The 23,793-nt window shown below is 68.5% G+C and carries 24 protein-coding genes and 1 tRNA gene; 14 read left to right on the top strand and 11 right to left on the bottom strand.

Annotated features, from left to right (window positions below):
- Nucleotides 1-76 precede the first annotated feature (76 nt).
- The 6 genes from fdnG (at nt 77) to selB (ending at nt 9,262) form a co-directional block, all read left to right on the top strand.
- Entirely contained in the window at nt 77-3,157 is a 3,081-nt protein-coding gene (gene fdnG, locus LJF27_RS00635; protein ID WP_010895684.1) for a formate dehydrogenase-N subunit alpha, read from the top strand.
- 8 nt (nt 3,158-3,165) lie between these two features.
- The gene (fdxH, locus tag LJF27_RS00630; protein WP_003106793.1) at nt 3,166-4,095 is read left to right on the top strand and encodes a formate dehydrogenase subunit beta; all 930 of its coding nucleotides are present in this window, start codon (nt 3,166-3,168) and stop codon (nt 4,093-4,095) included.
- Nucleotides 4,096-4,166: 71 nt separating this feature from the next.
- Entirely contained in the window at nt 4,167-4,793 is a 627-nt protein-coding gene (locus LJF27_RS00625; RefSeq protein WP_003095316.1) for a formate dehydrogenase subunit gamma, read from the top strand.
- Nucleotides 4,794-4,925: 132 nt separating this feature from the next.
- Nucleotides 4,926-5,855 carry a formate dehydrogenase accessory protein FdhE gene (gene fdhE, locus LJF27_RS00620; RefSeq protein WP_003116089.1) on the top strand — a complete coding sequence of 310 codons (930 nt, stop codon included), beginning with the start codon at nt 4,926-4,928 and terminating at the stop codon, nt 5,853-5,855.
- 78 nt (nt 5,856-5,933) lie between these two features.
- Complete coding sequence (selA, locus tag LJF27_RS00615) at nt 5,934-7,340, top strand: L-seryl-tRNA(Sec) selenium transferase (RefSeq protein ID WP_003123517.1); 1,407 nt, start codon at nt 5,934-5,936, stop codon at nt 7,338-7,340.
- Nucleotides 7,337-9,262 (top strand): selenocysteine-specific translation elongation factor, encoded by a 1,926-nt coding sequence (gene selB, locus LJF27_RS00610; protein ID WP_023116784.1) that lies wholly within the window; start codon nt 7,337-7,339, stop codon nt 9,260-9,262. Before selA ends, selB begins: the two co-directional genes overlap by 4 nt.
- Before the next feature lie 3 nt (nt 9,263-9,265).
- On the opposite strand, the gene LJF27_RS00605 is transcribed toward selB, so the two are convergent.
- Nucleotides 9,266-9,949 carry a helix-turn-helix transcriptional regulator gene (locus tag LJF27_RS00605; protein ID WP_073670591.1) on the bottom strand — a complete coding sequence of 228 codons (684 nt, stop codon included), beginning with the start codon at nt 9,947-9,949 and terminating at the stop codon, nt 9,266-9,268.
- A gap of 281 nt (nt 9,950-10,230) precedes the next feature.
- Between LJF27_RS00605 and LJF27_RS00600 the strand changes: the two genes are divergently transcribed.
- The 4 genes from LJF27_RS00600 to LJF27_RS00585 all read left to right on the top strand — a co-directional run bounded on the left by LJF27_RS00600 (nt 10,231) and on the right by LJF27_RS00585 (nt 14,022).
- Nucleotides 10,231-11,637: an aminotransferase gene (locus LJF27_RS00600; protein WP_003114627.1), complete on the top strand. Its 1,407-nt coding sequence runs from the start codon at nt 10,231-10,233 to the stop codon at nt 11,635-11,637.
- 48 nt (nt 11,638-11,685) lie between these two features.
- On the top strand, nt 11,686-13,083 hold the full coding sequence (locus LJF27_RS00595) for an APC family permease (RefSeq protein ID WP_010793732.1): 1,398 nt from the start codon (nt 11,686-11,688) through the stop codon (nt 13,081-13,083).
- A gap of 94 nt (nt 13,084-13,177) precedes the next feature.
- Nucleotides 13,178-13,795 (top strand): class I SAM-dependent methyltransferase, encoded by a 618-nt coding sequence (locus LJF27_RS00590; protein ID WP_003095305.1) that lies wholly within the window; start codon nt 13,178-13,180, stop codon nt 13,793-13,795.
- 131 nt (nt 13,796-13,926) lie between these two features.
- Nucleotides 13,927-14,022: transfer RNA gene (locus tag LJF27_RS00585), tRNA-Sec, on the top strand.
- Nucleotides 14,023-14,062: 40 nt separating this feature from the next.
- Here LJF27_RS00585 and LJF27_RS00580 read toward each other — a convergent pair.
- The gene (locus LJF27_RS00580; protein WP_023116783.1) at nt 14,063-14,785 is read right to left on the bottom strand and encodes a carbon-nitrogen hydrolase family protein; all 723 of its coding nucleotides are present in this window, start codon (nt 14,783-14,785) and stop codon (nt 14,063-14,065) included.
- A 262-nt stretch (nt 14,786-15,047) separates the two neighbouring features.
- On the opposite strand from LJF27_RS00580, the gene LJF27_RS00575 reads away from it, so the two are divergent.
- The 3 genes from LJF27_RS00575 to LJF27_RS00565 all read left to right on the top strand — a co-directional run bounded on the left by LJF27_RS00575 (nt 15,048) and on the right by LJF27_RS00565 (nt 17,087).
- Entirely contained in the window at nt 15,048-15,416 is a 369-nt protein-coding gene (locus tag LJF27_RS00575) for a hypothetical protein (protein ID WP_003114628.1), read from the top strand.
- Between the two features lie 295 nt (nt 15,417-15,711).
- Complete coding sequence (locus LJF27_RS00570) at nt 15,712-16,512, top strand: class I SAM-dependent methyltransferase (protein ID WP_003457217.1); 801 nt, start codon at nt 15,712-15,714, stop codon at nt 16,510-16,512.
- A complete protein-coding gene (locus LJF27_RS00565; RefSeq protein WP_196496113.1) occupies nt 16,482-17,087 on the top strand; it encodes an AAA family ATPase in 606 nt (201 codons plus the stop codon). Before LJF27_RS00570 ends, LJF27_RS00565 begins: the two co-directional genes overlap by 31 nt.
- 22 nt (nt 17,088-17,109) lie before the next feature.
- On the opposite strand, the gene LJF27_RS00560 is transcribed toward LJF27_RS00565, so the two are convergent.
- The 5 genes from LJF27_RS00560 to LJF27_RS00540 form a co-directional block, all read right to left on the bottom strand.
- Nucleotides 17,110-17,838, bottom strand: coding sequence for a GrpB family protein (locus tag LJF27_RS00560; protein WP_023116782.1), 729 nt, complete (start codon nt 17,836-17,838; stop codon nt 17,110-17,112).
- Between the two features lie 116 nt (nt 17,839-17,954).
- Nucleotides 17,955-18,422 carry a glycine cleavage system protein H gene (locus LJF27_RS00555; protein WP_003102267.1) on the bottom strand — a complete coding sequence of 156 codons (468 nt, stop codon included), beginning with the start codon at nt 18,420-18,422 and terminating at the stop codon, nt 17,955-17,957.
- Nucleotides 18,419-18,796, bottom strand: coding sequence for a DsrE family protein (locus LJF27_RS00550; RefSeq protein ID WP_003095286.1), 378 nt, complete (start codon nt 18,794-18,796; stop codon nt 18,419-18,421). Before LJF27_RS00550 ends, LJF27_RS00555 begins: the two co-directional genes overlap by 4 nt.
- Nucleotides 18,786-19,268 (bottom strand): GNAT family N-acetyltransferase, encoded by a 483-nt coding sequence (locus LJF27_RS00545; protein ID WP_003102264.1) that lies wholly within the window; start codon nt 19,266-19,268, stop codon nt 18,786-18,788. The genes LJF27_RS00550 and LJF27_RS00545 overlap by 11 nt, the downstream gene beginning before the upstream one ends.
- Before the next feature lies 1 nt (nt 19,269).
- Nucleotides 19,270-19,833 (bottom strand): DUF4136 domain-containing protein, encoded by a 564-nt coding sequence (locus LJF27_RS00540; RefSeq protein WP_003095282.1) that lies wholly within the window; start codon nt 19,831-19,833, stop codon nt 19,270-19,272.
- Nucleotides 19,834-19,964: 131 nt separating this feature from the next.
- On the opposite strand from LJF27_RS00540, the gene LJF27_RS00535 reads away from it, so the two are divergent.
- On the top strand, nt 19,965-20,900 hold the full coding sequence (locus LJF27_RS00535; protein WP_003102260.1) for a glycerophosphodiester phosphodiesterase family protein: 936 nt from the start codon (nt 19,965-19,967) through the stop codon (nt 20,898-20,900).
- Here the strand turns inward: LJF27_RS00535 and LJF27_RS00530 are convergent.
- The 4 genes from LJF27_RS00530 to LJF27_RS00515 form a co-directional block, all read right to left on the bottom strand.
- The gene (locus LJF27_RS00530) at nt 20,885-21,505 is read right to left on the bottom strand and encodes a DUF4136 domain-containing protein (protein WP_023116781.1); all 621 of its coding nucleotides are present in this window, start codon (nt 21,503-21,505) and stop codon (nt 20,885-20,887) included. The genes LJF27_RS00535 and LJF27_RS00530 overlap by 16 nt on opposite strands.
- A 65-nt stretch (nt 21,506-21,570) precedes the next feature.
- Nucleotides 21,571-22,320 (bottom strand): methyltransferase domain-containing protein, encoded by a 750-nt coding sequence (locus tag LJF27_RS00525; RefSeq protein ID WP_003111303.1) that lies wholly within the window; start codon nt 22,318-22,320, stop codon nt 21,571-21,573.
- Nucleotides 22,317-22,622 carry a nucleotide pyrophosphohydrolase gene (locus tag LJF27_RS00520; protein ID WP_023116780.1) on the bottom strand — a complete coding sequence of 102 codons (306 nt, stop codon included), beginning with the start codon at nt 22,620-22,622 and terminating at the stop codon, nt 22,317-22,319. The genes LJF27_RS00525 and LJF27_RS00520 overlap by 4 nt, the downstream gene beginning before the upstream one ends.
- Before the next feature lie 81 nt (nt 22,623-22,703).
- On the bottom strand, nt 22,704-23,561 hold the full coding sequence (locus LJF27_RS00515) for a MaoC family dehydratase (protein WP_023098142.1): 858 nt from the start codon (nt 23,559-23,561) through the stop codon (nt 22,704-22,706).
- Nucleotides 23,562-23,793: the final 232 nt, after the last annotated feature.

The following is a 23,793-nucleotide window of genomic DNA, read 5'->3' as shown; positions in this document are numbered from 1 at the left end:
GCCAGGCTGGCTATCTTTTAACCAGAGACATCCGGCCATGTCCCGGGTGTCCTTTGCCTGATGCAGGAGATGCACGATGGATATGAACCGTCGGCAATTCTTCAAGGTCTGCGGTATAGGCCTTGGAGGATCGAGCCTTGCGGCGCTCGGGATGGCCCCCACGGAGGCCTTCGCCGACCAGGTCCGCCACTTCAAGCTGGCGCACACGGTCGAGACCCGCAACACCTGTACCTACTGTTCGGTCGGTTGCGGCCTGATCATGTACAGCCAGGGCGACGGCGCCAAGAACGTCGCGCAGAACATCATCCATATCGAGGGCGACGCCGACCATCCGGTCAACCGCGGCACCCTCTGCCCGAAAGGCGCCGGCCTGCTGGACTACATCCACAGCCCGAACCGCCTGAAGTATCCGGAAGTGCGCGAGGCCGGCTCCAGCGAGTGGAAGCGCATCGAGTGGGACGAAGCCCTCGAGCGCATCGCCAAGCTGATGAAGGAAGACCGCGACGCCAACTTCGTCGAGAAGAACGAGCAGGGCCAGACCGTCAACCGCTGGTTGACCACCGGCTTCCTCGCCGCGTCCGCCTCGTCCAACGAGGCCGGCTACATCACCCACAAGGTGATGCGCTCCCTCGGCATCCTGGGATTCGACAACCAGGCGCGTGTCTGACACGGCCCGACGGTGGCAAGTCTTGCCCCGACGTTTGGCCGTGGAGCCATGACCAACCACTGGACCGACATCAAGAATGCCGATCTGGTGCTGATCATGGGCGGCAACGCCGCCGAAGCCCACCCGTGCGGATTCAAATGGGTCACCGAAGCCAAGGCGCACAACAAGGCGCGGCTGCTGGTGGTCGATCCGCGTTTCACCCGTTCCGCCTCGGTCGCCGACTACTACGCGCCGATCCGGACCGGCACCGACATCGCCTTCCTCGGCGGCCTGATCAACTACCTGCTGGAAAACGACAAGATCCAGCACGAATACGTGCGCAACTACACCGATGTCTCGTTCATCGTGAAGGAAGGCTTCAGCTTCGAGGACGGCCTGTTCAACGGCTACGATGCCGAGAAGCGGACCTACCCGGACAAGTCCTCCTGGGGCTACGAGATCGGTGAGGACGGCTATGCCAAGGTCGACCCGACCCTGACCCACCCGCGCTGCGTGTTCAACCTGCTCAAGCAGCACTACAGCCGCTACACCCCGGACGTGGTGAGCAACATCTGCGGTACGCCGAAGGACATGATGCTCAAGGTCTGGGCGGAAATCGCCGAGACCTCCAAGCCGGGCAAGGTCATGACCATCATGTACGCCCTGGGCTGGACCCAGCACTCGGTAGGCGCGCAGATGATCCGCACCGGCGCGATGGTCCAGCTGCTGCTGGGCAACATCGGCATGCCCGGCGGCGGCATGAACGCCCTGCGCGGCCACTCCAACATCCAGGGCCTGACCGACCTCGGCCTGCTGTCCAACTCGCTGCCGGGCTACCTGACCCTGGCGATGGACGCCGAGCAGGACTACGACGCCTACATCGCCAAGCGCACGGCCAAGCCGCTGCGCCCGGGACAGCTGTCCTACTGGCAGAACTACGGCAAGTTCCACGTCAGCCTGATGAAGGCCTGGTTCGGCAAGTCGGCGACCAAGGAAAACAACTGGTGCTACGACTGGCTGCCCAAGCTCGACATGCCGGGCGCCGGCTACGACGTGCTGCGCTACTTCGACATGATGTACCAGGGCAAGGTCAACGGTTACTTCTGCCAGGGCTTCAACCCCATCGCCTCGTTCCCCAACAAGGCCAAGGTCGGCGCCGCGCTGGCGCGCCTGAAGTGGATGGTGGTGATGGACCCGCTGGTGACCGAGACCTCGGAGTTCTGGCGCAACGTCGGCGAGTACAACGACGTCGACACCGCCAGCATCAAGACCACGGTGTTCCGCCTGCCCACCTCCTGCTTCGCCGAGGAAGACGGCTCGATCGTCAACAGCGGCCGCTGGTTGCAGTGGCACTGGAAGGGCGCCGAGCCGCCGGGCCAGGCGCGTCCGGACATCGCCATCATGGCCGGGCTGTTCCACCGCCTGCGCGAGATGTACCGCAAGGACGGCGGGGCCTTCCCCGACCCGATCCTCGGCCTCGACTGGTCCTACCTCAAGCCCGACGAACCGGGCCCGGACGAACTGGCCCGGGAGTTCAACGGCAAGGCCCTGAGCGACCTGGTCGACCCGGCCAACGGCATGATCCTGGCCAAGGCCGGCGAGCAGTTGCCGGGCTTTGCCCTGCTGCGCGACGACGGCAGCACGGCGAGCGGCTGCTGGATCTTCGCCGGCTCCTGGACCCAGCAGGGCAACCAGATGGGCCGCCGCGACAACAGCGACCCCTACGGCATGGGCCAGACCCTCGGCTGGGCCTGGGCCTGGCCGGCGAACCGGCGGATTCTCTACAACCGCGCCTCGGCCGACGTCAGCGGCAAGCCGTGGGACCCGGAGAAGAAGCGCCTGGTGTGGTGGAACGGCAAGTCCTGGGGCGGCACCGACGTGCCCGACTACAAGGCCGACGTACCGCCGGAAGCCGGGATGAACCCGTTCATCATGAACCCCGAAGGGGTGGCTCGCCTGTTCGCCGTCGACAAGATGGCCGAAGGCCCGTTCCCCGAGCACTACGAGCCGTTCGAGACGCCGATCGGGGTGAACCCCTTGCACCGCGACAACCGCAAGGCGATCAGCAACCCGGCGGCACGGGTGTTCAAGAACGACATGGAACTGTTCGGCACGGCCGACGAGTTCCCCTACGCGGCGACCACCTACCGGCTCACCGAGCACTTCCACTACTGGACCAAGCACTGCCGGCTGAATGCGATCACCCAGCCCGAGCAGTTCGTCGAGATCGGCGAGGCGCTGGCCAAGGAGCTGGGCATCAATGCCGGCGACAAGGTCAAGGTCTCCTCCAACCGCGGCTACATCAAGGCGGTGGCGGTGGTGACCAAGCGCATCCGCCCGCTGCAGGTGGACGGCAAGACCGTGCACCACGTCGGCATCCCGATCCACTGGGGCTTCGCCGGCATGGCGCGCAACGGCTTCCTGGCCAACACCCTGACCCCCTTCGTGGGCGACGGGAATACCCAGACGCCGGAGTTCAAGTCGTTCCTGGTCAACGTGGAAAAGGCGTGAGGTGAAACATGAGTAGTCAGGACATCCACGCCCGCTCCGCGACCACCACGCCGATGCCCTCGGTGCGGAACCAGGAGGAAGTGGCGAAACTGATCGACGTGTCCAAGTGCATCGGTTGCAAGGCCTGCCAGGTCGCCTGCTCGGAATGGAACGAGCTGCGCGACGAGGTCGGCCACAACCACGGCACCTACGACAACCCCATGGACCTGACGGCCGACTCGTGGACGGTGATGCGTTTCACCGAGCACGAGAACGAGGCCGGCAACCTCGAGTGGCTGATCCGCAAGGATGGCTGCATGCACTGCGCCGAGCCGGGCTGCCTGAAGGCCTGCCCGAGCCCGGGGGCGATCGTGAAGTACGCCAACGGCATCGTCGACTTCAACCAGGACAAGTGCATCGGTTGCGGCTACTGCATCACCGGTTGCCCGTTCGACATCCCACGGATCTCGCAGAAGGACCACAAGGCCTACAAGTGCAGCCTGTGTTCCGACCGCGTCTCGGTGGGCATGGAGCCGGCCTGCGTGAAGACCTGCCCGACCGGCGCCATCGTCTTCGGCAGCAAGGAGGACATGAAGGAACACGCCGCCGAACGCATCGTCGACCTGAAGAGCCGCGGTTACGAGAACGCCGGCCTGTACGACCCCGAAGGGGTGGGCGGCACCCACGTGATGTACGTGCTGCACCACGCCGACAAGCCGTCGCTCTATGCCGGCCTGGCCGACCAGCCGAGCGTCAGCCCGCTGGTCAGCCTGTGGAAGGGCGTGACCAAGCCGCTGGCGCTGCTGGCCATGGGCGCCACGGTGCTCGCCGGGTTCTTCCACTATGTGCGCGTCGGTCCCAACCGCGCGGACGACGAGGAAGACCACGGGCAAGCCGAGGCACCGGTGCACCAGGTCGATCCGTCGGTACACACCTTTGACCCGCACGAGCGTCGTTGAGCCTGCGCGCGGGCGTTGCCGCCGGTCCTCCGCGACCCGGCGGCAGCGGCGGCGCTCTCGAGGAGTCGGAAATGAAAAATGAAATCCAGCGCTACAACGCCAACGAGCGCAGCAACCACTGGGCCGTGGCGATCCTGTTCTTCATGGCCGGGTTGTCCGGGCTGGCGCTGTTCCACCCGGCGCTGTTCTGGCTGACCAACCTGTTCGGCGGCGGTCCCTGGACGCGTATCCTGCACCCCTTCCTGGGGCTGGCGATGTTCGTCTTCTTCCTCGGCCTGGTGGTGCGCTTCGCCCACCACAACCGGGTGCAGAAGAGCGATATCCAGTGGCTCAAGCAGTGGCGCGACGTGGTCAGCAACCGCGAGGAGAACCTCCCGGAAGTCGGCCGCTACAACGCCGGGCAGAAGCTGTTGTTCTGGGTGCTGCTGCTGAGCATGCTGACCCTGCTGGTCACCGGCATCGTGATCTGGCGCCAGTACTTCAGCGCCTGGTTCGGCATCGAGGCGATCCGCCTGTCGGCGCTCCTGCACGCCTTCGCCGCCTTCGTCCTGATCGCCAGCATCATCGTGCATATCTACGCCGGCATCTGGGTCAAGGGCTCGATGGGCGCGATGCTCTACGGCAAGGTCAGCCGCGCCTGGGCGCGCAAGCACCATAACGGCTGGCTGAAGGAAGTCGGCAAGGGCGAGGAGCACTGACGCGTATAGTGTCGCCATCGCCCGACCGGAGGCCCCAGCGATGGGGCCTTTGCATTCATTCCGCGCCCCACCGGGCGCCCGATCGTTGCGGCGCGGCCCACCGGCCCGCCGGCGCAGACCCGAGGAGTTCCCGTGTCACGCACCATTCTTCAGCCGGGGCAGATCGAAGCCGCCGCCAACATTCCCCCGCACCTGCACCAGCCGTCGCGCGACCTGTTCGCCCGCCGCGGCGAGCGTCTGCTGCAACTGGCCGAGGGGCACCCGATGGGCGACTACCTGCGGCTGGTCGCCGGTCTCTGCCGGCTCCAGCAGGCGCTGCTGGACAACCCGCCGGCCCTGGCCCCGCTCGACCCCGAGCGCCTGCGCAAGAGCCGCGAGCACGGCATGCCGCCGCTGGCCTACGACCTGCTGGTGCGCGAAGGCGCCTGGCTGCCCTGGCTGGATGCCCTGCTCGCGGGCTACCCGGCACCGGCCAACGCCGCCGTCGGCGCGGCACTCGAACAATTGCGCGAAGCCGACGAAGGCCAGCGCAAGGCCTGGGCCATCGCCTTGCTCAGCGGTCAGTTCGACCTCCTGCCGGCGGCCCTGGTGCCGTTCCTCGGCGCCGCCCTGCAGGTAGCCTGGAGCCATTGGCTGCTGGGACTGGAGGAGGGCGCGGTGGTCGAGACCGAGAGCCGGACCCTGTGCCCCGCCTGCGGCTCGCCGCCGATGGCCGGGATGATCCGCCAGGGCGGCAAGGAAACCGGTCTGCGCTACCTGAGCTGCTCGCTGTGCGCCTGCGAATGGCACTACGTGCGGATCAAGTGCAGCCACTGCGAGGAAAGCAAGCACCTGGCCTACCTGTCCCTGGAGCATGACGGGCAGCCGGCGGAAAAAGCCGTGCTGCGCGCCGAGACCTGCCCCAGTTGCCAGGGCTACCTGAAGCAGTTCTACCTGGAGTTCGACCGCCACGCCGATGCCCTTGCCGACGACCTGGCCAGCCTGGCGCTGGACATGCGCCTGGCCGAGGACGGCTACCTGCGACGTTCGCCGAACCTGTTGCTGGCCCCCGGCGGCGAATAGCCGAAGACGCTGCGGGCATGCGCCGACGCGTCTATGATGGGCGTGTCGGTGACCCTACCCTGTGGATAAGGTTTCTCCATGAGTTCCGTTCGCTTGCCTTCGGTCGACCGCCTGCTGCGCAGCGCGGCGGCCGCTCCCCTGCACCAGCGCTACGGCCGCGAGGCGTTGCTGGCGACCCTCCGCGACCTGCTCGACGAACTGCGCGAGCCGGCCCGACGCGGTGCCCTCGCCGAGATCGAACTGAGCGAGGCGGTGCTCGCCGGGCGCGCCGGCGAACGCCTCGCCGCGCAGCATGCCAGCCGCGTGCGGCGGGTGTTCAACCTGACCGGCACGGTGTTGCATACCAACCTCGGCCGCGCCCTGCTGCCGGACGAGGCCATCGAGGCGATCACCCTGGCCGCGCGCTACCCGCTGAACCTGGAGTTCGACCTGGCCAGCGGCAAGCGCGGCGACCGCGACGACCTGATCGCCGGGCTGATCCGCGAACTCACCGGCGCCGAGGCAGTCACCGTGGTCAACAACAACGCGGCGGCGGTGCTGCTGGCGCTGAACAGCCTGGGGGCGCGCAAGGAAGGGATCATCTCGCGCGGCGAGCTGATCGAGATCGGCGGTGCCTTCCGCATTCCCGACATCATGGCCCGCGCCGGCGTGCGCTTGCACGAGGTGGGCACCACCAACCGCACCCACGCCAGGGACTACGAAGCCGCCATCGGCCCGCGCAGCGGCCTGCTGATGCGCGTGCATACCAGCAACTACAGCGTCCAGGGCTTCACCGCCAGCGTGCCCACCGCGCAACTGGCGGCCATCGCCCATGGCCATGGCCTGCCGCTGCTGGAAGACCTCGGCAGCGGCACCCTGGTGGACCTGACCCGCTGGGGCTTGCCCAAGGAACCGACGGTGCAGGAAGCCCTGGCCGACGGCGCCGACATCGTTACCTTCAGCGGCGACAAATTGCTCGGCGGGCCCCAGGCCGGGCTGATCCTCGGCAACCGAGAACTGATCGGGCGGATCAAGAAGAACCCGCTCAAGCGCGCCCTGCGCGTCGACAAGCTGACCCTCGCCGCCCTCGAGGCGGTGCTCGGCCTGTACCGCGATCCGGACCGCCTCGCCGAACGCCTGACCACCCTGCGCCTGCTCAGCCGCCCGGCGGCGGAGATCCGCGCCCAGGCCGAGCGTCTGGCGCCGGCGCTGGGCGAGGCGCTCGGCGAGGGCTGGGAGGTCGCTGTGGTCGACGCCCTGGGCATGATCGGCAGCGGCGCGCAGCCGGTGGCGCGGCTGGCCAGCGCCGCGCTGTGCCTGCGTCCGCGGCAGCCCAGGCGCCTGCGCGGACGCGCCCTGCGCAACCTCGAGGAAGCCCTGCGCGGGCTGCCGCTGCCGGTGATCGGTCGGCTCGACGACGACGCCCTCTGGCTCGATCTGCGCCAGCTCGACGACGAGCCGGCGTTCCTCGCCCAGTTGCCGCGACTGCGGAGCGAGCTGTCGTGATCGTCGGCACCGCCGGGCACATCGACCACGGCAAGACCTCGCTGCTGCGCGCCCTCACCGGCATCGAGGGCGACCGCCGCCCGGCCGAGCGCCAACGCGGGATCACCATCGACCTGGGCTATCTCTACGCCGACCTTGGCGACGGCAGCCCCACCGGCTTCATCGACGTGCCCGGCCACGAGCGCTTCGTCCACAACATGCTGGCCGGCGCCAGCGGCATCGATTGCGTGCTGCTGGTGGTGGCCGCCGACGACGGCTTGATGCCGCAGACCCGCGAGCACCTGGCGATCGTCGAACTGCTCGGTATCCGCCGGGCGCTGGTGGCGCTGACCAAGATCGACCGGGTCGAGCCGCAGCGGGTGCAGCAGGTGCGGACCCAGGTCGAACACCTGCTGGCCTCCGGTCCGCTGGCGCGCTCACCGATCTTCCCGCTCTCCAGCAGCACCGGGGAGGGCGTCGAGGCGTTGCGCGAAGCACTCGGCGGGCTCGCCGGCGAAGTCCGCGAGCGTAGCCGCGAGGGATACTTCCGCCTGGCGGTGGACCGGGCCTTCAGCGTCGCCGGCAGCGGCATCGTGGTCACCGGCACGGCCTTCTCCGGACAGGTCGCGGTGGGCGACGAACTGCTCCTCGGCAACGCCGGACGGCCGGTGCGGGTGCGCGGCCTGCACGCGCAGAACCGGCCCGCGCAACAGGCCTGGGCCGGCCAGCGCGTGGCCTTGAACATCGCCGGCGAGCGCCTCGCGCTGGAACAGATCCAGCGCGGCGACTGGCTGCTGCAGGCCGCGCTGCACGCGCCGACCACGCGGGTCGACATCGACTTCCGCCTGTTGCCCGACGAACTCCGCGACTTCACCCACTGGACCCCGGTGCACCTGCACCTGGGCACCCAGGACGTCACCGGGCGCCTGGCCCTGCTCGAAGGCGAACAACTGGAGCCTGGCCACCGCGCCTTCGCCCAACTGGTGCTGAACGCGCCGATCCAGGCCCTGCATGGCGACCGCCTGGTGCTGCGCGACCAGTCGGCGCAGCGCACCCTTGGCGGCGGGCGGGTGCTCGACGGCGCCGCGCCGGCGCGCAACCGACGAACGCCGGCACGTCTGGCACAGCTTCAGGCGCTGCGCCAGGAAAGCCTGGAGGAGGCGCTGCCGACCTTGCTCGGCGCGGCCGAGAACGGCCTCGACCCGCAACGCCTGGTGCAATCCTTCAACCGCCCGCGCGAGCACTGGCGGCTGCCGGAAGAGGTGGTCGAGGTGCAGACCCGCCTCGGCACCCGGTTGTTCGCCGGGGAGCGCTGGTTCGCCCTGGTCGAGCAACTGCTCGCCGGCCTGCGGCGCTTCCACGAAGAGCTACCGGACGAACTCGGTCCCGACCGCGACCGCCTGCGTCGCTACGCCTTGCCGCAGCTGGAGCGGCCGGTGTTCATCGCCCTGCTCGACGCCGCCCTGGCCGGCGGCGATGTGCACAGCAGCGGGCCCTGGCTGCACCTGCCCGGCCACGAAGTGCGCCTGAGCGATAGCGAGGAGCAACTGCGCGCGCGCCTCTGGCCGCTGCTCGAAGCCGGCCGCTACGACCCGCCCTGGGTCCGCGACCTGGCCCGCGAGCTGCGCCAGGATGAAGCCGTCATGCGCAACCTGCTGCGCAAGCTGGCACGCCTGGGCCAGTTGCAGCAGGTGGTGCGCGACCTGTTCTACCCGGAAGCCACCCTGCGTCAATTGGCCGAGATCGCCGTGCAGGTGCGCGACCCCGCCGGGCTGATCCGCCCGGCGGAATTCCGCGACCGCCTGGGTATCGGTCGCAAGCGCAGCATCCAGATCCTCGAGCACTTCGACCGCATCGGCCTGACCCGCCGCATCGGCAACGACCGTCGCCTGCGCGAGGGCTCGGCGCTGGCCGAACAGTTGCTCGGCGGCGTCTCGCCCTGAGTCTCAGGGGCCGACGCGCTGCCCCTGGCTCAGGCACTCGATGAACAGCGCGAACAGTTCCGACTGCGAGCCGACTTCCAGCTTGGTGTAGAGATTCTTCCGGTGCATGCGCACGGTCTCCGGGGAGATGTCCATCAGCCGCGCGCTGGATTTCGCCGAGTGGCCGCTGAGCAGCAGGTGGCAAGCCTCGCGTTCGCGGTCGGTGAGCACGCCGCGACCGAAGCCGCGCAGCACTTCCTGAAGGCGCGGGGCGAGGTCGGCCTGCGGGTTCGGCGAGAGGTCGGCGCGCCCGGCGCAGAACTGCCGGGCCAGCTCCAGCACCGGCGGCGCCAGGCCGGCGAGGACGGCGACCTGGGCGTCGCTGTAGCGGCTCGCCGAAAGGCCGTTGTAGAGACAGATCGAGAGCTTCTCGGTAGGGCCGAGGTCGAGGATGTAGTAGACGTCCTCCACCGCTCCGGCGCCGAGGTAGTAGGTCTGGTAGTAGGCGCTCTGGAAGAAGTCGTCGGGGGCGATCTCGCCGAGGGTGTAGAAGCCTTCCGGAAGGCCTTCCTCCACCGCCAGGCAGAAAGGGTCGAGCAGGTAGCCGCGGGAGAAGTAGCGGCGGATGATCGCCTCGCGGAAGCGCTCGGCGATGCCGCGCTCGTAGAGCAGGGTGGGCGCGTGGCCCTTGCGTTCCAGGCTGATCATGCTCGACTCGATCGGCACCAGTTGGTGGATGGCGTCGACCAGCGCGGCGAGGAAGTCGGGTTGGCGCAGGCGCCGGATCGCCAGCGCCAGGTGTTCGTGCCAGCGGTCGAGCGCGTTCGGGGCGATGGCCTGCATGGACGGTACGGCTCGTTCTTGTCGTTGTCGCCGCAGGATAGCAAGCCGCGTCGGCCGCACCCAGCGCTTACCCCAAAATGGGGTATGGCCCGCCGCGCGGTGCTCTTGCACCCTCGGAGCATCCATCCGAGAAGAGCGACAGCCCGATGAACGCAAGACTGCACGCCACGTCCCCCCTCGGCGACGCCGACCTGGTCCGTGCCGACCAGGCCCACTACATGCACGGCTACCACGTGTTCGACGACCACCGCGTCAACGGCTCGCTGAACATCGCCGCCGGCGACGGCGCCTATATCTACGACACCGCCGGCAACCGCTACCTCGACGCGGTGGGCGGCATGTGGTGCACCAACATCGGCCTGGGGCGCGAGGAAATGGCTCGCACCGTGGCCGAGCAGACCCGCCTGCTGGCCTATTCCAATCCCTTCTGCGACATGGCCAACCCGCGCGCCATCGAACTCTGCCGCAAGCTCGCCGAGCTGGCCCCCGGCGACCTCGACCACGTGTTCCTCACCACCGGCGGTTCCACCGCCGTGGACACCGCGATCCGCCTCATGCACTACTACCAGAACTGCCGCGGCAAGCGCGCCAAGAAGCACGTCATCACGCGGATCAACGCCTACCACGGCTCGACCTTCCTCGGCATGTCGCTGGGCGGCAAGAGCGCCGACCGGCCGGCCGAGTTCGACTTCCTCGACGAGCGCATCCACCACCTCGCCTGTCCCTATTACTACCGCGCTCCGGAAGGGCTGGGCGAAGCCGAGTTCCTCGATGGCCTGGTGGACGAGTTCGAACGCAAGATCCTCGAACTGGGCGCCGACCGGGTGGGGGCGTTCATCTCCGAGCCGGTGTTCGGCTCCGGCGGCGTGATCGTCCCGCCAGCGGGCTACCACAGGCGGATGTGGGAGCTGTGCCAGCGCTACGACGTGCTGTACATCTCCGACGAAGTGGTGACCTCCTTCGGCCGCCTCGGCCACTTCTTCGCCAGCCAGGCGGTGTTCGGCGTACAGCCGGACATCATCCTCACCGCCAAGGGCCTCACCTCCGGCTACCAGCCGCTGGGCGCGTGCATCTTCTCCCGGCGCATCTGGGAGGTGATCGCCGAGCCGGACAAGGGCCGCTGCTTCAGCCATGGTTTCACCTACTCCGGCCACCCGGTGGCCTGCGCGGCGGCGCTGAAGAACATCGAGATCATCGAGCGCGAGGGCTTGCTCGCCCACGCCGACGAGGTCGGCCGCTACTTCGAGGAGCGCCTGCAAAGCCTCCGCGACCTGCCCATCGTCGGCGACGTGCGCGGGATGCGCTTCATGGCCTGTGTCGAGTTCGTCGCCGACAAGGCGAGCAAGGCGCTGTTTCCGGAAAGCCTGAACATCGGCGAGTGGGTCCACCTGCGGGCGCAGAAGCGCGGCCTGCTGGTTCGTCCGATCGTCCACCTGAACGTGATGTCGCCGCCGCTGATCCTCACCCGCGAACAGGTCGATACCGTGGTCCGGGTGCTGCGCGAGAGCATCGAGGAAACCGTGGAGGATCTTGTCCGCGCCGGTCACCGGTAAGCGCCGGGGCGCCGCCGGCGCCCCACCCGAACATTCAGGAGAACCCCAATGGACGACAACAAGAACAAGGTCCTGCGGTTGCGCGATGTAGTGCTCTACACGGTCTCGGCGATGCTCTTCATGGACCAGATCGCCCTGGCTTCCTCCCTCGGTCCGTCGAGCCTGTTCTGGTGGCTCTACGTGCTGGTCCTGCTGTTCCTGCCGATGGCCATGATGACCTCCGAGCTGGGCACCGCCTTCCCCGCCAACGGCGGCGTCTACCACTGGGTGCGCAGCGCCTTCGGCTTCCGCTGGGGGGCCCGGGTGTCATGGATGTACTGGGTCAACAACGCACTGTGGATGCCTTCGGTCTACACCCTGTTCGGCAGCATGCTCGGCGCCTTCTATTTCCCCGAGCTGAGCCTCTGGGGCAAGATCGCCATCGGCATAGCCCTGGCGCTGCTCACCGCGGCGTTCAACGTGGTCGCGCTGCGCCTGGGCAAGTGGCTGCCGAACCTCGGCGCGCTGCTCAAGCTGATCGCGGTGCTCGCCCTGGGCGTCGGCGGCCTGCACTTCGGCTGGAACCATGGCTTCGCCAACGACTTCAGCCTGGACTCCATCGTCCCGTCCTCGCCGGGCCAGATGGCCGCGCTGGGAGTGATGGTCTATGGCATCATGGGGACCGAGCTGGCCTGTTGCAGCGCCGCGGAGATGCGCAACGCGCGCCGCGACATCCCGCGCGCGGTGCTGATCTCCGGGCTGATCGTCGGCGCCTTCAACATCTTCGGCACCCTCGGCGTGCTGGCCGCGGTACCGGCCGAGGAAACCGACGTCACCCGGATCTTCGCCCATACCCTCTACAACATCTACGGCCACGACGGCGCCGGCGGGATGCTCGCCGACCTGGTCGGCGCCTTCGTCCTGTTCACCCTCTTCACCAACATGGTCACCTGGAGCATGGGCACCAACCGTGCCGCGGTGGAAGCGGCCAAGGCCGGCGAGCTGCCGGCGCTGTTCGGCGTGGTCCATTCGCGCCACGGCACGCCGATCGGCTCGGCGGTGCTGGCCTCGGCGGTGAGCATCGTCCTGCTGCTGCTCTACGGCCTGGTGGCGCACACTGCCGAGGAACTGTTCTGGACCCTGCTGTCGATCTTCGCCATGGTTTTCATGATGCCCTATGTGCTGATGTGCCTGGCCTTCGTCCGCCTGCGCCGCGCCGACCCGCGTCCACGGCCCTACCGGATGCCGCTGGGCGACCGCCTGGCCAGTCTCTGGGCGCTGTTCGTCGCGCTGCATGTGCTGGCCGGCATCTGCCTGTTCGTCGTCACCCCCGGCGCGCCGATGGACTGGGCCTACGCCGGCAAGATCGTCGGCGGCGTGGCGCTGGCCCTGGCCGTGGGCGAACTGCTGATCCGCCAGGCGGCGCGAAGGCGCGGCGTGATGTCACTGCGCGGTGCCTACGGTTGAGGAGCGGCCCTGTCGCAACACCGCCTATGGCGTTAATGTGCCGTTAACGCCCTTGGTGGGTAATGGGTCGCAGCGCAACACGGAGAAGGTCGTCATGTCCGAACGAGAGCACTGGCAACGGGTATACGAGAGCAAGCCGTCCGACGCGGTGAGCTGGTTCCAGGCCGAGGCCACGCTGTCCCTCGACCTGATCCGACGCATCGGCGCGCCCCGCGAGGCGGCGATCATCGATGTCGGCGGCGGCGCCTCGACCCTGGTCGACGGCCTGCTCGCCGAAGGCTTCGGCGACCTGACGGTGCTCGACCTTTCCGACGCCGCCCTGCGCGTCGCCCGCAACCGCCTCGGCGCGCGCGGCGAAGAGGTGCGCTGGATCGCCGGCGACATTACCGGCGTCGACCTGCCGGAAGCCACCTACGATGTCTGGCACGACCGCGCCGTGTTCCACTTCCTTACCACTGCCGAAGCCCGCCGCGCCTACGTGCGCCAGGTGATGAAGGCGGTCCGCCACGGCGGCCACGTGATCGTCGCCACCTTCGCCGCCGACGGCCCGACCGAATGCAGCGGCCTGCCAGTCATGCGCTACGACGCCGACGAACTGCACGCCGAGTTCGGCTCCGCCTTCCAGCTCACCGAGCACCGCGACGAACACCACGTCACTCCCGCCGGCCGGGTCCAGCACTTCGTCTACTGCCATTGCCTGAAACGCCTGTGAAGTGCTCCGAGGCTGGGCTACGCTCTGCTCGCCCGGCCATGCGAACGACTTTCCATGACATCCGGCATTTCTTCTTCGGACCCCGGCCTGATAAGCTCCCGTCTCGAGGAAAACCTCTTGCAAATCAAAGAGGAAGGCAATCACGCCCGGTGGCGTGGCCGGACTTCAAATCCGGTGGGGGACGGCAGCCGTTCCTGGGTGGGTTCGACTCCCACTGCCTTCCGCCAATTCTCCGCTCGCTTTCGGCGGCCATCGTGTCTCACAGGATCAAGCGTCTATCTCGGTCCGTTCCAGCAGAAGCAGCCTCTCACCCGTCCCCGTCGTCTCCCTGACCAGCGCTCCCCGCTCATTCCAAAACGCACTCCTGCCCGCCGCCTTCCAGCCACCCGTCGGCCCGCCATGGTTGGCCAGCAGCACGCCCATTCCGTGCTCGCGGGCATAACCGGCCAGTAGGGCCGAGTCGGCCGGGTAGCCGTTTTCTCCGATCAGCGCGCTGGCGATGTAGAGGCGAGCGCCGGCACGGGCGGCGTGGGCCGGGTGGCTGGGTTGGCTGAAGTCGGCGCAGACCGCCAACGCCATCGGCAGGCCGTCGATCTCCAGCAGGGGGCCGCCGTCGCCGGCTGAGAAGTGGCGTTCCTCGCCCGCGTGCAGGTGCTGCTTGGCATAGACGCCGAGGCTGCCGTCGGCGCCGAGGATCAGGGCGGCGATCAGCGGCTTGGCATGCTTCGGCGAGCGCAGCGGCAGGCCGACCACCGTGGTCATCCGTGCCTGCTCGGCGAGCTGGCGCAGCGGTTGCAGCAGGGGCGTGTCCGCCGGCTGGGCGAGGGCGGCGGCAGCGCTGGGTTCGTAGCCGGTGAGCGACAGTTCGGGAAACACCAGCAGGCGCACGCCCCGTGCCTGGGCGATACGCATCAGGCGCAGGTGGTCGTCGAGGTTGCGTGGCAGGTCGGCGGGGTGGGCGCAGCTCTGGGCGGCGGCGATCAGCGTCATGGGGCTGTCTCGGGTATGGATGGCACAAATTCGCCAGTAGAGCCGAAGGCAGCATTTCCGGGAAGAGGCGATTAGCGGCTGCGCTACGTTTGGCTGGGGAGGGCGCTTTCGTCGCCGCGAAGCCGTAAGATAACGCGCTTCATGGCGCGCCCGACGGACGGGTGCGCACGCTTGCCTCGGGAGAACAGGGATGGCCGAGATCAATCCGCTTTCAACGGACCTGCAACAGCAACTGGCGGAGCTGCAGGCACAGGGGCTCGCCTTGCTTGGCGTCGCCGCGGACGAGACGCCGGCGCAGATCGTCGCCGCCGTCACCGACTACGTGCGCGATGCGAGGGAGCAGGGGCGCAGCCTCGACGACGAGGCGGTCTTCGCCCTCGGCGCGCTGATCGGCGCGCAGTACGTGCGTGGCCTCGGCTGGCACTGGGGCGACGTGACCTGGGACGGCGACCCGGACAGCGCCGCCGTCGGCGTGCTCAGCCCCGACGAATCGCTGTTCAACAACCCCATCGGCTGGGTAGGCCAGATCGCCGAAAGCGGCGGCGGGGTGCCGTTCATGCTCAGCTACAACATGATCCTGGCCAACCAGGTGCCGCTGTTCGAGCGGGGCAGCGCCACCGGTCTCTATTGAGCATGCAGGCGGATCGCCGCGACGCGCCGGCGCATCCCGCCAGGCGGGGCCGACAACCTGAACGGCCGGCGTCAGGCGCCGCGACCCGCCGAGCAGCGCCAACCGGCGAACGAGGTGCGGGTGACCGTGGTGGAACAGACGCTGCCTCTGAGAAACCGCGCCTGCGGCGCTTTCCAGGAAGGCAGCCTGGAACGACGCGACTGCCGAGCCCATATCGGGCTGCAATTCCGCGATTGAGTGGGCTGCGGGTTCGCGACTCGGCTGGCCTTCCTGGGAACACTTCTGAGGTTTTCGCATGACGGATCTTGAACACGCGGTGGAAAGCAACCGACGCGCCTGGGACGCGTCCGCCGACAGTCACCTGCGTGGCAGTGGCTGGCAGGAATTGTCGCTGGCGGTACAGGAAACCGGCTTCAGTTGCCTGGACGAGACCCTGGCTGGCGTGCTGCGCAATCTGGACCTGGCCGGCAAGGCGGCGGTCCAGGTCGGCTGCAACAACGGCCGGGAAGTGCTTTCGCTGTACGCCTTCGGCGTCGCGCGGGCGGTGGGGATCGACCAGTCCGCCGCCTTCCTCGCCCAGGCGCGGCAACTGGCCGAGCGCTCGCCGCATCAGCCGCGTTTCGTCGAAGCCAATGCCTACGAGCTGCCGGTCGAGCTGAACGGTCAGTTCGACCTGCTGCTGATCACCATCGGTGTGCTCAACTGGATGCCCGACATCGCGCGCTTCTTCGCCTCGGTGAGCGGCCTGCTGAAGCCGGGCGGGCAATTGGCGATCTATGAGACCCACCCGTTCCTGGAGATGCTCGAACCCGAGTCGGAGCGACCGTTCGAACTGCGCAACGACTACTTCACCGACACGCCCCACGTATCCCGGGAGGCCATCGTCTACGAAGGCAGCGGCAGCGATACCGGCATCGCCAGCTACTGGTACGTCCACCCGCTCGGCGACATCCTCGGCGGGTTGCTCGGCGCCGGCCTGCGCCTGAGTCACTTCAAGGAGTACCCGCACTCGAACCGCGAGGAACTCTACGACCTCTACGAGGACGGACCGCTGGCGATCCCGATGTGCTACACGCTGGTCGCGGTCAAGGCATGACCTGCGTCGAGGCCGGGCGAGGCGCGCCGCTGCGTGTGGTGGTGGTCGGCACCAGCGGGGCCGGGAAGTCGACCTTCTCCGCCGCGCTGGCCGCCAGGCTGGGTTGTACGCATGTCGAACTCGACCGACTCTACTGGGGCCCCGGCTGGCAAGCCGTGCCCCACGAACGCTTCGAGCACGCCGTGGAGCGGGCGACGACGGCGCCGCGCTGGGTCGCCGACGGCAACTACAGCGCCGTCCGCGAGTTGCTCTGGGGCCGCGCCACCCACGTGGTATGGCTGAATTTCGGGCGCTGGACGGTGTTCTCCCGGGTCCTTCGCCGCACCCTGGCCCGGGGCCTGCTGCGCACCCGCCTGTCCCACGGCAACCGTGAATCGCTGCGGATGGCGTTCTGCTCCAGGGATTCGATCCTGCTCTGGTCATGGACCACCTTCGCAGGCAACCGCCGCAAATACACCGGCCTGCGCGAGGATCCGCGGTTCGCGCATTTGCGCTGGGTGGAGGTTGGCGAGCCGGGGAGGGTGGGGGAGGTGATCGAGAGGTTGGTGGAAGCCGTGCTCGCACAGTCGCAGTAGTGAGCGAAGCACGCTATCCGCCTCAGTCCTGGGGCTTGCTTACCCGGCTGCGCAGCGACTCGAAATAGGCTGTATCGGCGGGGCCGCCTGGCGTCGATTCCGCGCCGGCGACCAGCGTTTCACGCAGTTCCCTGGCGTGCATTTCGCGTTCTCCCCTTACCAGGCCACTCTGTATCATTGGGTGCCGCGTCGCCGCCAGCGCCCGGCCGAGAATCCTTGCGACGACCTCGTCCTTGCCACGGGTATAGGCCTCGCGGTCGGTGGGGTAGCGGCGGGCCAGGGCGTGCTTGGTTTCGGCGTAGAGGCGGGCGTCGTCGGGGTGGTTGCGCAGCCAGTCGCGGAACAGCAGGTAGCGGTCGGCCTGGGCCAGGGGCATGACATGGACATGGTGGGTGCGGCCATGGCCGAAGGGCGGCATGCCTTTGACGAAGAACATCCGCTGGGTGTTCGGGTTCTCGCGCCAGAACTGGTAGCCGAGGCCCTCCAGCGGGGCTACCAGCCGCTGCGGATCGTGGCCGGGCGGCGGCAGCAGGAGGATGTCGATGATCGGCTTGGCGTCGAGCCCGGGCACCGCGGTGCTGCCGACATGCTCGATGCCCAGCCCGGGCAGCGCCAGCGCCGTGCGGATGGCCTCGGCTTCGGCGGCCAAGTGTTGTGGCCAGGCGGGGTCGGCAGGCAGCACCTCGATGCGGTCGTCGTCGGCGTTGCTCCAGCGTTGGCCGTCGAAGCGGGGCGGTTGGGGTGAGGACATGGCGGACTCCGGGGATATGCGGGAGATTGGCGGCGATGGAGAGCTGGGGTAGGGCGAATAACGCCAGCGGCGTTATCCGCCTTCCGCGAGCGGGGTGCGGGTAAAACCCGGGAGTCTCAGAAGTCCAGTGCCTGCACCCCTGGATGCTGCGGATCGAACCCATCCAGGCGCATGCGCTCGGCGAATGCCTCCCGCGCCGCGTCTCCCTGGAGAAACGCGCTCCGCGCCGAGGCCCAGTCGTCCGGTTGCAGCCGTACCATCCAGCCCTCGCCGTAGCAATCCCGGTTGATCAGCGCCGGGCGCTTGACCACCGCCGGGTTGCTCGCCAGCAGGGTCCCGGCCAACGGGCTGCGGGCCGAGGAGGCAGCCTTGGCGAACTCGACCACGCCGAAGCTGCGGTCGCGTTCGATGTGCCAGCCGTCGCGCTTGGGGGTGAAGGCGAAGATTTCGCCATACAGCGCGCAGCCGTAGGCGCTCAGGCCCAGGGTCAGGCTGCCGTCGACTTCCTCGCGCAACCACAGGTTGTAGTCCGGGGCGTAGAACAGCCCGTCGGGGAACTCCAGGCCGTGCAGGTTCGCGCTCATAGGGTCAGCACCCGCTCGGATTCGAGGATCAGCCGTGCCAGTTCGCCGCCGCTGGAGATTTCGTCGAGTTCCTCGATCAGTTCGCTTTCGTCGATGTTCACCCCGGGTTGGCGGCACATCAGCAGGCGCGCGCCGGCCTCGCGGGCCTGGCGGATGAAGTGGCGCAGCGGCTCGCCGCCGTCCAGCGCGCGCAACTGGTCGGCGACGGCGCGGCGGGCCAACTGCACGCCTTCGCCGCTGAGGAACAGGGTCACCTCGGCGTCCATGCAGGCCAGCAGGGTGGCGGTGTGGAAGGGCGCGGCGCAGCGGGCCGGGGTGCTCGGGCCGCTGGAGACGATGATGAGGACGCGCTGGGCGTGGGTGTCAGGGTTCAAGGGGCTTGTCCATCTGGATCAGCGCCACGCGCCGGCCGTCCGGATCGTGGCGTTCGGCGATGGCGCGCGGCTGGTAGCCGAGCTGGGTATAGAGCAGCAGCCCGGCGGCGTTGGCGTTGAAGCAGGAAATCTTCATCAGGCGCGCTTTGTACTGTTCGCAGGCGAGGTTTTCCATGACCCCGATCAGGTAGCGGGCCACGCCCAGGCCGCGCGCGGCGGGCGCCACCATCATGTTGCCGAGGGCGCAGAAGTCGCCGTGCTGCCACTGGTAGAAGTTGGCGAAGCCGAGCACCTGTCCGTCGTGCACGGCCACGGTGCTGCCGCGGCGTTCGGCGATGGCGGCGGCCAGCTGGGCGACGCTGAACGGCCAGATCGCCTTGGGGTAGCAATAGAAGAGTTCGTCGCGGTCCTGGGGGAAGCCGGCGACCGTCTCCAGGTCACCGGTCTCCGCCGGGCGGTGGCTGAGCTGCATGTCAGCGCGGCGGGTATTGCGACATGACTTTCTGCACCGTCTCGCGGATCGCCTGCTCGCGCTCGGCCGGGCTCGGCGGGCTGGTGCGCATGATCTGCTCGCCGCTGCCGCGCCAGACCAGCTTGCCGTCCTTGCCGTCGAACAGGTCGACCTGGAGGGTGGCAACCTTGTAATTCACGGTGCGCGTCTCGGCCATCGCCGGGCCGCCCCAGTATCCTCCCCAGTAGCCGCCCCAGTAACCGCCGCCGTAGTTGGTGGTGATCTGGTCCTGGCGATCGTCGACGATCAGGTAGGCGCGCACTGTGACGTCGCCCCTGGCGTTGCCCTGGGCCGGACGCAGGCCGCGCTGGTCGAGCTGCTGGGCGACGGCTTCGCGGATGCGTTGCTCGGTGAGGTCGCTCTTGATGCGTGGGTCGTCGGGGCGGTATTCGAAGGCGGGTTGCGACCAGCTCCAGCTACGGTAGGCGGCGAAGTCGCGGGAGCTGTCGAAGTCGCGGTCGAGCTGGGTGGTTTCGCAGGCTGCGAGGCTGAGGAGCAGGCCGAGCAGCAGGATTCGGCGGATCATGGTTTTTCTCCAGTCAGAGTTGACATCCAAGCTCAGTGCCGGATGAAAGGCAAGAGGAAACGCGGGTTTGAAGCGTCTCCACAAGTAACGTTGGCGAGCACCCGCCCTATAGGGCGCGACGGGAGAATGAAATGAATCGAAGTATTGCGATCCTGCTGCTGGGCCTGTCGCTGACCGGCTGCGTCGAGGCACGCTCGGTGGTACCGGCGGATGGCCCGGGCCCGCTGCTGGTGGCCCATCGCGCCGGCACCGCGGACTACCCGGAGAATACCCTGCTGGCGATCCGCAAGGCGCTGGACAACGGCGCCGACGCGCTATGGCTGTCGGTGCAGTTGAGCGCCGATGGCCATCCGGTGCTCTATCGCCCCGCTGACCTGGCGGTCCTGACCCAGGGCGCCGGCGCGGTCGGCCAGTCGAGCCTGGCCGAGCTGGCGCGCTTGAACGCCGGCTATATGTTCAAGGCCGAGGACGGCAGCTATCCCTACCGCCAGAAGCCGCTGCGGATTCCTACGTTGCGCCAGGCGCTACGGGCGATCCCGCCGCAGGTGCCGGTGTTCCTCGACATGAAGTCGCTGCCGGTGGAGCCGCTGGTCGATGCCGTGGCCGGCGAGCTGGAACGGCAGAAGGCCTGGTCGCGGGTGCGTTTCTATTCCACCGAGAAGGCCGCCAACGACTACCTGACGCAGCGCTACGCGGACCGCGCGCGACAGTTCGAAAGCCGCGATGCGACGCGCAACCGCCTGGTCGGCCTGGCCTTCGGCGAGCGCTGCGAGGCACCGCCGGCCGGCGGCACCTGGATGGGCATCGAGCTGCGCCGCGAACTGACGGTGACCGAGCGCTTCACCCTTGGCGAGTCTTCCTACAAGGTGCCGGCGGCGCAGTTGTGGACGCGCAAAGCGATGGACTGCGTGCGCCGCGAGCCGGTGAAGGTGGTGATGTTCGGCATCGAGACCGCCGAGGACTACCGCACCGCGCGCGCCCTGGGCGCCGATGCGGTGATGAGCAACTCGCCCAGGAAGATGGAGGCGATCCGCCGCCGGGTGCTCGCCGATCAGCCCGGCGGGTAGCTCGACAGCGCCCGTTTCACCGCTTCGCGCAGGGCCTTGGCCTGTTCGCTGGCGGAGTCGCCGGAGTCGAACTCGGCGCTGTTGCCCCACACCGGCTGGCCGCTGCGGGCGTCGTTCAGCTCGACGCGGACCACGGTGACCTGCACGGTGTAGCTGCGGGTCACCGGGTAGCTGGCGCCATAGCCGTACCAGGGATCGCGCCAGCCGCCGTAGTTGCCGTAGTAGCCGCCGTAGTAGTCGGTGACCTGGCGGGTGCGCAGTTCGTTGCGCAGGAACGCGCTGACCTGCAGGTCGGACGCGCTGCCCGGCCGCGCCGGGCGCAGGCCGCGCTGGTCGAGCTGCTGGCTGACGGCGTCGCGCAACTGGTTGTCGTCCAGGCCCTGGGGAAAGCCGCTGACCCCGGCGGCGGCCCAGCTCCAGCTACGGTAGCGGGCGTAGTCGCGCGGCGCCGCCGGATAGGCGCCGGGATCGAGGCCGGGATTGGCCGCGGTGGCCGGCTGCGGCGGGTAGGGCAGAGAGCTGGCGCGGTAGGGATTGTCGCCCTGGCAGGCACCGAGGGCGGCCAGGCTGGCGAGTAACGGCAGGATCAACAGTCGCGATTGCATGCTCGACGCTCCGTGGCCGCGCTACGTCGGCGGCCCTTGCAGGCTCAGACTGCATTCTGCGCCTTTCATTGCGGGCGGCACAGCCAGTGCAGGTAGCGGCCAAGCCCGGCAAAGGCCGGGTGGCGGCGGTAGGCCAGTTCCATTTCCACCAGGTCGAGCCGTTCGGCCTTGGCCTGGAACTCGCTCGGCATGTAGTCGTGGAACACCCGCACGCCGCTGCGCGCCTCGATGCGCCAACGCGCTGCCAGCGCCTGTTCCAGCTCGCGCGGGTCGAGCGGGCGCTGCGGGGTCAGGCTCTGCCCCTCGCCAGCGAAGCGTTCCTTGCGCAGCTTGCGGAAGTGGCCCTTGAGCAGGTTGCGGTAGATCAGCGCGTCGCGGTTGTAGAAGGCCAGCGACAGCCAGCCGCCGGGTGCGCAGAGTTGGTGCAGCACCGGCAGGATCGCATGGGGTTCGGCCAGCCACTCGAGCACGGCGTGGCAGAGCACCAGGTCGTAGGGCTCGGTGAGCTGGCCGAGCAGTTCCTGCCAGGGCGCCTGGATGAATTCGGCGGCCTGCCCGGCTTCGGCGAAGCGCTGGCGGGCGCCGTCGAGCATGGGTTGCGCTGGCTCGGCGAGGGTTACGCGGTGGCCGCGAGCGGCCAGCCAGAGCGACATGTGGCCGAGCCCGGCGCCGATGTCGAGGACCCGCAGAGGTCGCTCCGGGAGGGCCTCGGCGAGGTCGGCCTGGAGTACCGCGAGGCGGATCGCACCCTTGGCGCCGCCATAGATCTTTTCGGCGAAGCGCGTCGCCAGTTCGTCGAAATGGCGGTCGCTCATGGCAGGAAGCGCCGTTCGCAGTCGGCCAGCTTGGCGAGCACCACCTGTTCCAGGTCGAGGCCGGTTTCCCCGCAGAACAGCAGCAGATAAAGGACGATGTCGCCAACTTCCTGGCCAGCGTGTTCGAGCTGCTCGGCCGACAGCGTGCGCGACTGGTCTTCCGTCAGCCACTGGAAGATCTCCACCAGTTCGGCCATCTCGACGCTGGCGGCCATGGCCAGGTTCTTCGGGCTGTGGAATTGGCGCCAGTCGTTGCGGTCGCGGATGGCGTGCAGGCGCGCGGTGAGTTCGTGCAGGTCCATGGGGGATTCTTCGCGGTGGCGGTAAGCAGCCGCATAGCTTCGGGCTTTGCGCCCGAAGCTTCAAGGTATGGCGGACCGGCGTCAGCCCTGTAGCCGGCTCCAATGCCCGGCCATGTGCGGCAGGTCGTCCTTGCCGCGCAGGCTGAACTGGCCGTCCGCCGCCGCCGCGCTGGCCAGCAGGGTGAGGCTGGCCGGCAGCAGCACCGGCTTCTGGAAGCGCACCTCGACCCGATAGCCCGAGGCCGGCAGCCGCTCGCCGAGGGCGGCCAGGCTGCGAGCCTTGTTCCACAGGCCGTGGGCGATGGCGCGGGGAAAGCCGAACAGCTTGGCGCTGGGCGCCGACAGGTGGATCGGGTTGTAGTCGCCGGCGGCACGGGCATAGCGCCGGCCGATGTCGGCGGGCGCCTTCCAGTTGTCGATCGGCTCCAGCGGCAGCGGCTCCTGCTCGGCTTTCGGCGGAATTTCGCCGGGCACCTTGACGCCGCGGCAGAGCACCTTGCTGTCGCCGACCCAGAGCAGGCCAAGCTGGTCTTCCAGGCGGGTGACGATGCTGAAGGTGGCGCCCTTGTCGTGCGGTTGCAGGTTTTCCACCGCGACGCTCACGGTGAACGGGCCGAGGCCGCCGAGCGCGCGCAGCACGTCGATGCGGTTCTCCAGGTGGACCAGACCGAGCAGCGGGAAGGGGAAGCGCTTGTCGGTGAGCAGCGCCATCTGCAGCGGGAAGGCGAGGATGTGCGGGTAGGTCGGCGGCAGCAGGCCGTCGTCGCGGAAGCCGCAGACCTGGCGGTAGCGCTCGAGGTGCTTCGGGTCCACCGTGACCTGGCTGCGCAGGCCGCGCTCGGGCAGGGCCTTGCCGCGGATGCCGCGGCGCAGTGCGGCGCGCAGGAACAGGCCGGGCAGGGCGGGTGGGGCGGGCAGGTCGAGCCAGGCGGTGGGCATTGGACATCTCCTCGAAATAGGTGGCTGTCAGCTTAGTCGAGCACCCGCAGCAGGCATTGGCCGCCTGGCCGACGCCGCTGGCAGGGCGGTCAATTGGCTCCGGAATGCGTCTGCATCGAGATTTTCGACCACGCCGGCGGCTAGTCGATCTGAGGGTTTTTCCGTCATGCGGGATGGGTTATTTCTATGGCCTCTCCTTGAGAGGGGATGGCAAAGCTGCCTAAGATGGGCC

It is taken from the genome of Pseudomonas sp. 203-8 (genome assembly GCF_020708595.1).
Lineage (GTDB): Bacteria > Pseudomonadota > Gammaproteobacteria > Pseudomonadales > Pseudomonadaceae > Pseudomonas > Pseudomonas aeruginosa.
The sequence above is the reverse complement of the archived record's forward strand: the minus strand, read 5'-3'. Positions and strand labels throughout refer to the sequence as shown.

Excerpts from the sequence above, each read along its gene's own strand:
- fdxH (WP_003106793.1), top strand. The coding sequence starts at position 3,166 with ATGAGTAGTCAGGACATCCACGCCCGCTCCGCGACCACCACGCCGATG.
- LJF27_RS00625 (WP_003095316.1), top strand. The coding sequence starts at position 4,167 with ATGAAAAATGAAATCCAGCGCTACAACGCCAACGAGCGCAGCAACCAC.
- selA (WP_003123517.1), top strand. The coding sequence starts at position 5,934 with ATGAGTTCCGTTCGCTTGCCTTCGGTCGACCGCCTGCTGCGCAGCGCG.
- LJF27_RS00605 (WP_073670591.1), bottom strand. The coding sequence starts at position 9,949 with ATGATCAGCCTGGAACGCAAGGGCCACGCGCCCACCCTGCTCTACGAG.
- LJF27_RS00600 (WP_003114627.1), top strand. The coding sequence starts at position 10,231 with ATGAACGCAAGACTGCACGCCACGTCCCCCCTCGGCGACGCCGACCTG.
- LJF27_RS00595 (WP_010793732.1), top strand. The coding sequence starts at position 11,686 with ATGGACGACAACAAGAACAAGGTCCTGCGGTTGCGCGATGTAGTGCTC.
- LJF27_RS00590 (WP_003095305.1), top strand. The coding sequence starts at position 13,178 with ATGTCCGAACGAGAGCACTGGCAACGGGTATACGAGAGCAAGCCGTCC.
- LJF27_RS00580 (WP_023116783.1), bottom strand. The coding sequence starts at position 14,785 with ATGACGCTGATCGCCGCCGCCCAGAGCTGCGCCCACCCCGCCGACCTG.
- LJF27_RS00570 (WP_003457217.1), top strand. The coding sequence starts at position 15,712 with ATGACGGATCTTGAACACGCGGTGGAAAGCAACCGACGCGCCTGGGAC.
- LJF27_RS00560 (WP_023116782.1), bottom strand. The coding sequence starts at position 17,838 with ATGTCCTCACCCCAACCGCCCCGCTTCGACGGCCAACGCTGGAGCAAC.
- LJF27_RS00555 (WP_003102267.1), bottom strand. The coding sequence starts at position 18,422 with ATGAGCGCGAACCTGCACGGCCTGGAGTTCCCCGACGGGCTGTTCTAC.
- LJF27_RS00545 (WP_003102264.1), bottom strand. The coding sequence starts at position 19,268 with ATGCAGCTCAGCCACCGCCCGGCGGAGACCGGTGACCTGGAGACGGTC.
- LJF27_RS00540 (WP_003095282.1), bottom strand. The coding sequence starts at position 19,833 with ATGATCCGCCGAATCCTGCTGCTCGGCCTGCTCCTCAGCCTCGCAGCC.
- LJF27_RS00535 (WP_003102260.1), top strand. The coding sequence starts at position 19,965 with ATGAATCGAAGTATTGCGATCCTGCTGCTGGGCCTGTCGCTGACCGGC.
- LJF27_RS00530 (WP_023116781.1), bottom strand. The coding sequence starts at position 21,505 with ATGCAATCGCGACTGTTGATCCTGCCGTTACTCGCCAGCCTGGCCGCC.
- LJF27_RS00525 (WP_003111303.1), bottom strand. The coding sequence starts at position 22,320 with ATGAGCGACCGCCATTTCGACGAACTGGCGACGCGCTTCGCCGAAAAG.
- LJF27_RS00520 (WP_023116780.1), bottom strand. The coding sequence starts at position 22,622 with ATGGACCTGCACGAACTCACCGCGCGCCTGCACGCCATCCGCGACCGC.
- LJF27_RS00515 (WP_023098142.1), bottom strand. The coding sequence starts at position 23,561 with ATGCCCACCGCCTGGCTCGACCTGCCCGCCCCACCCGCCCTGCCCGGC.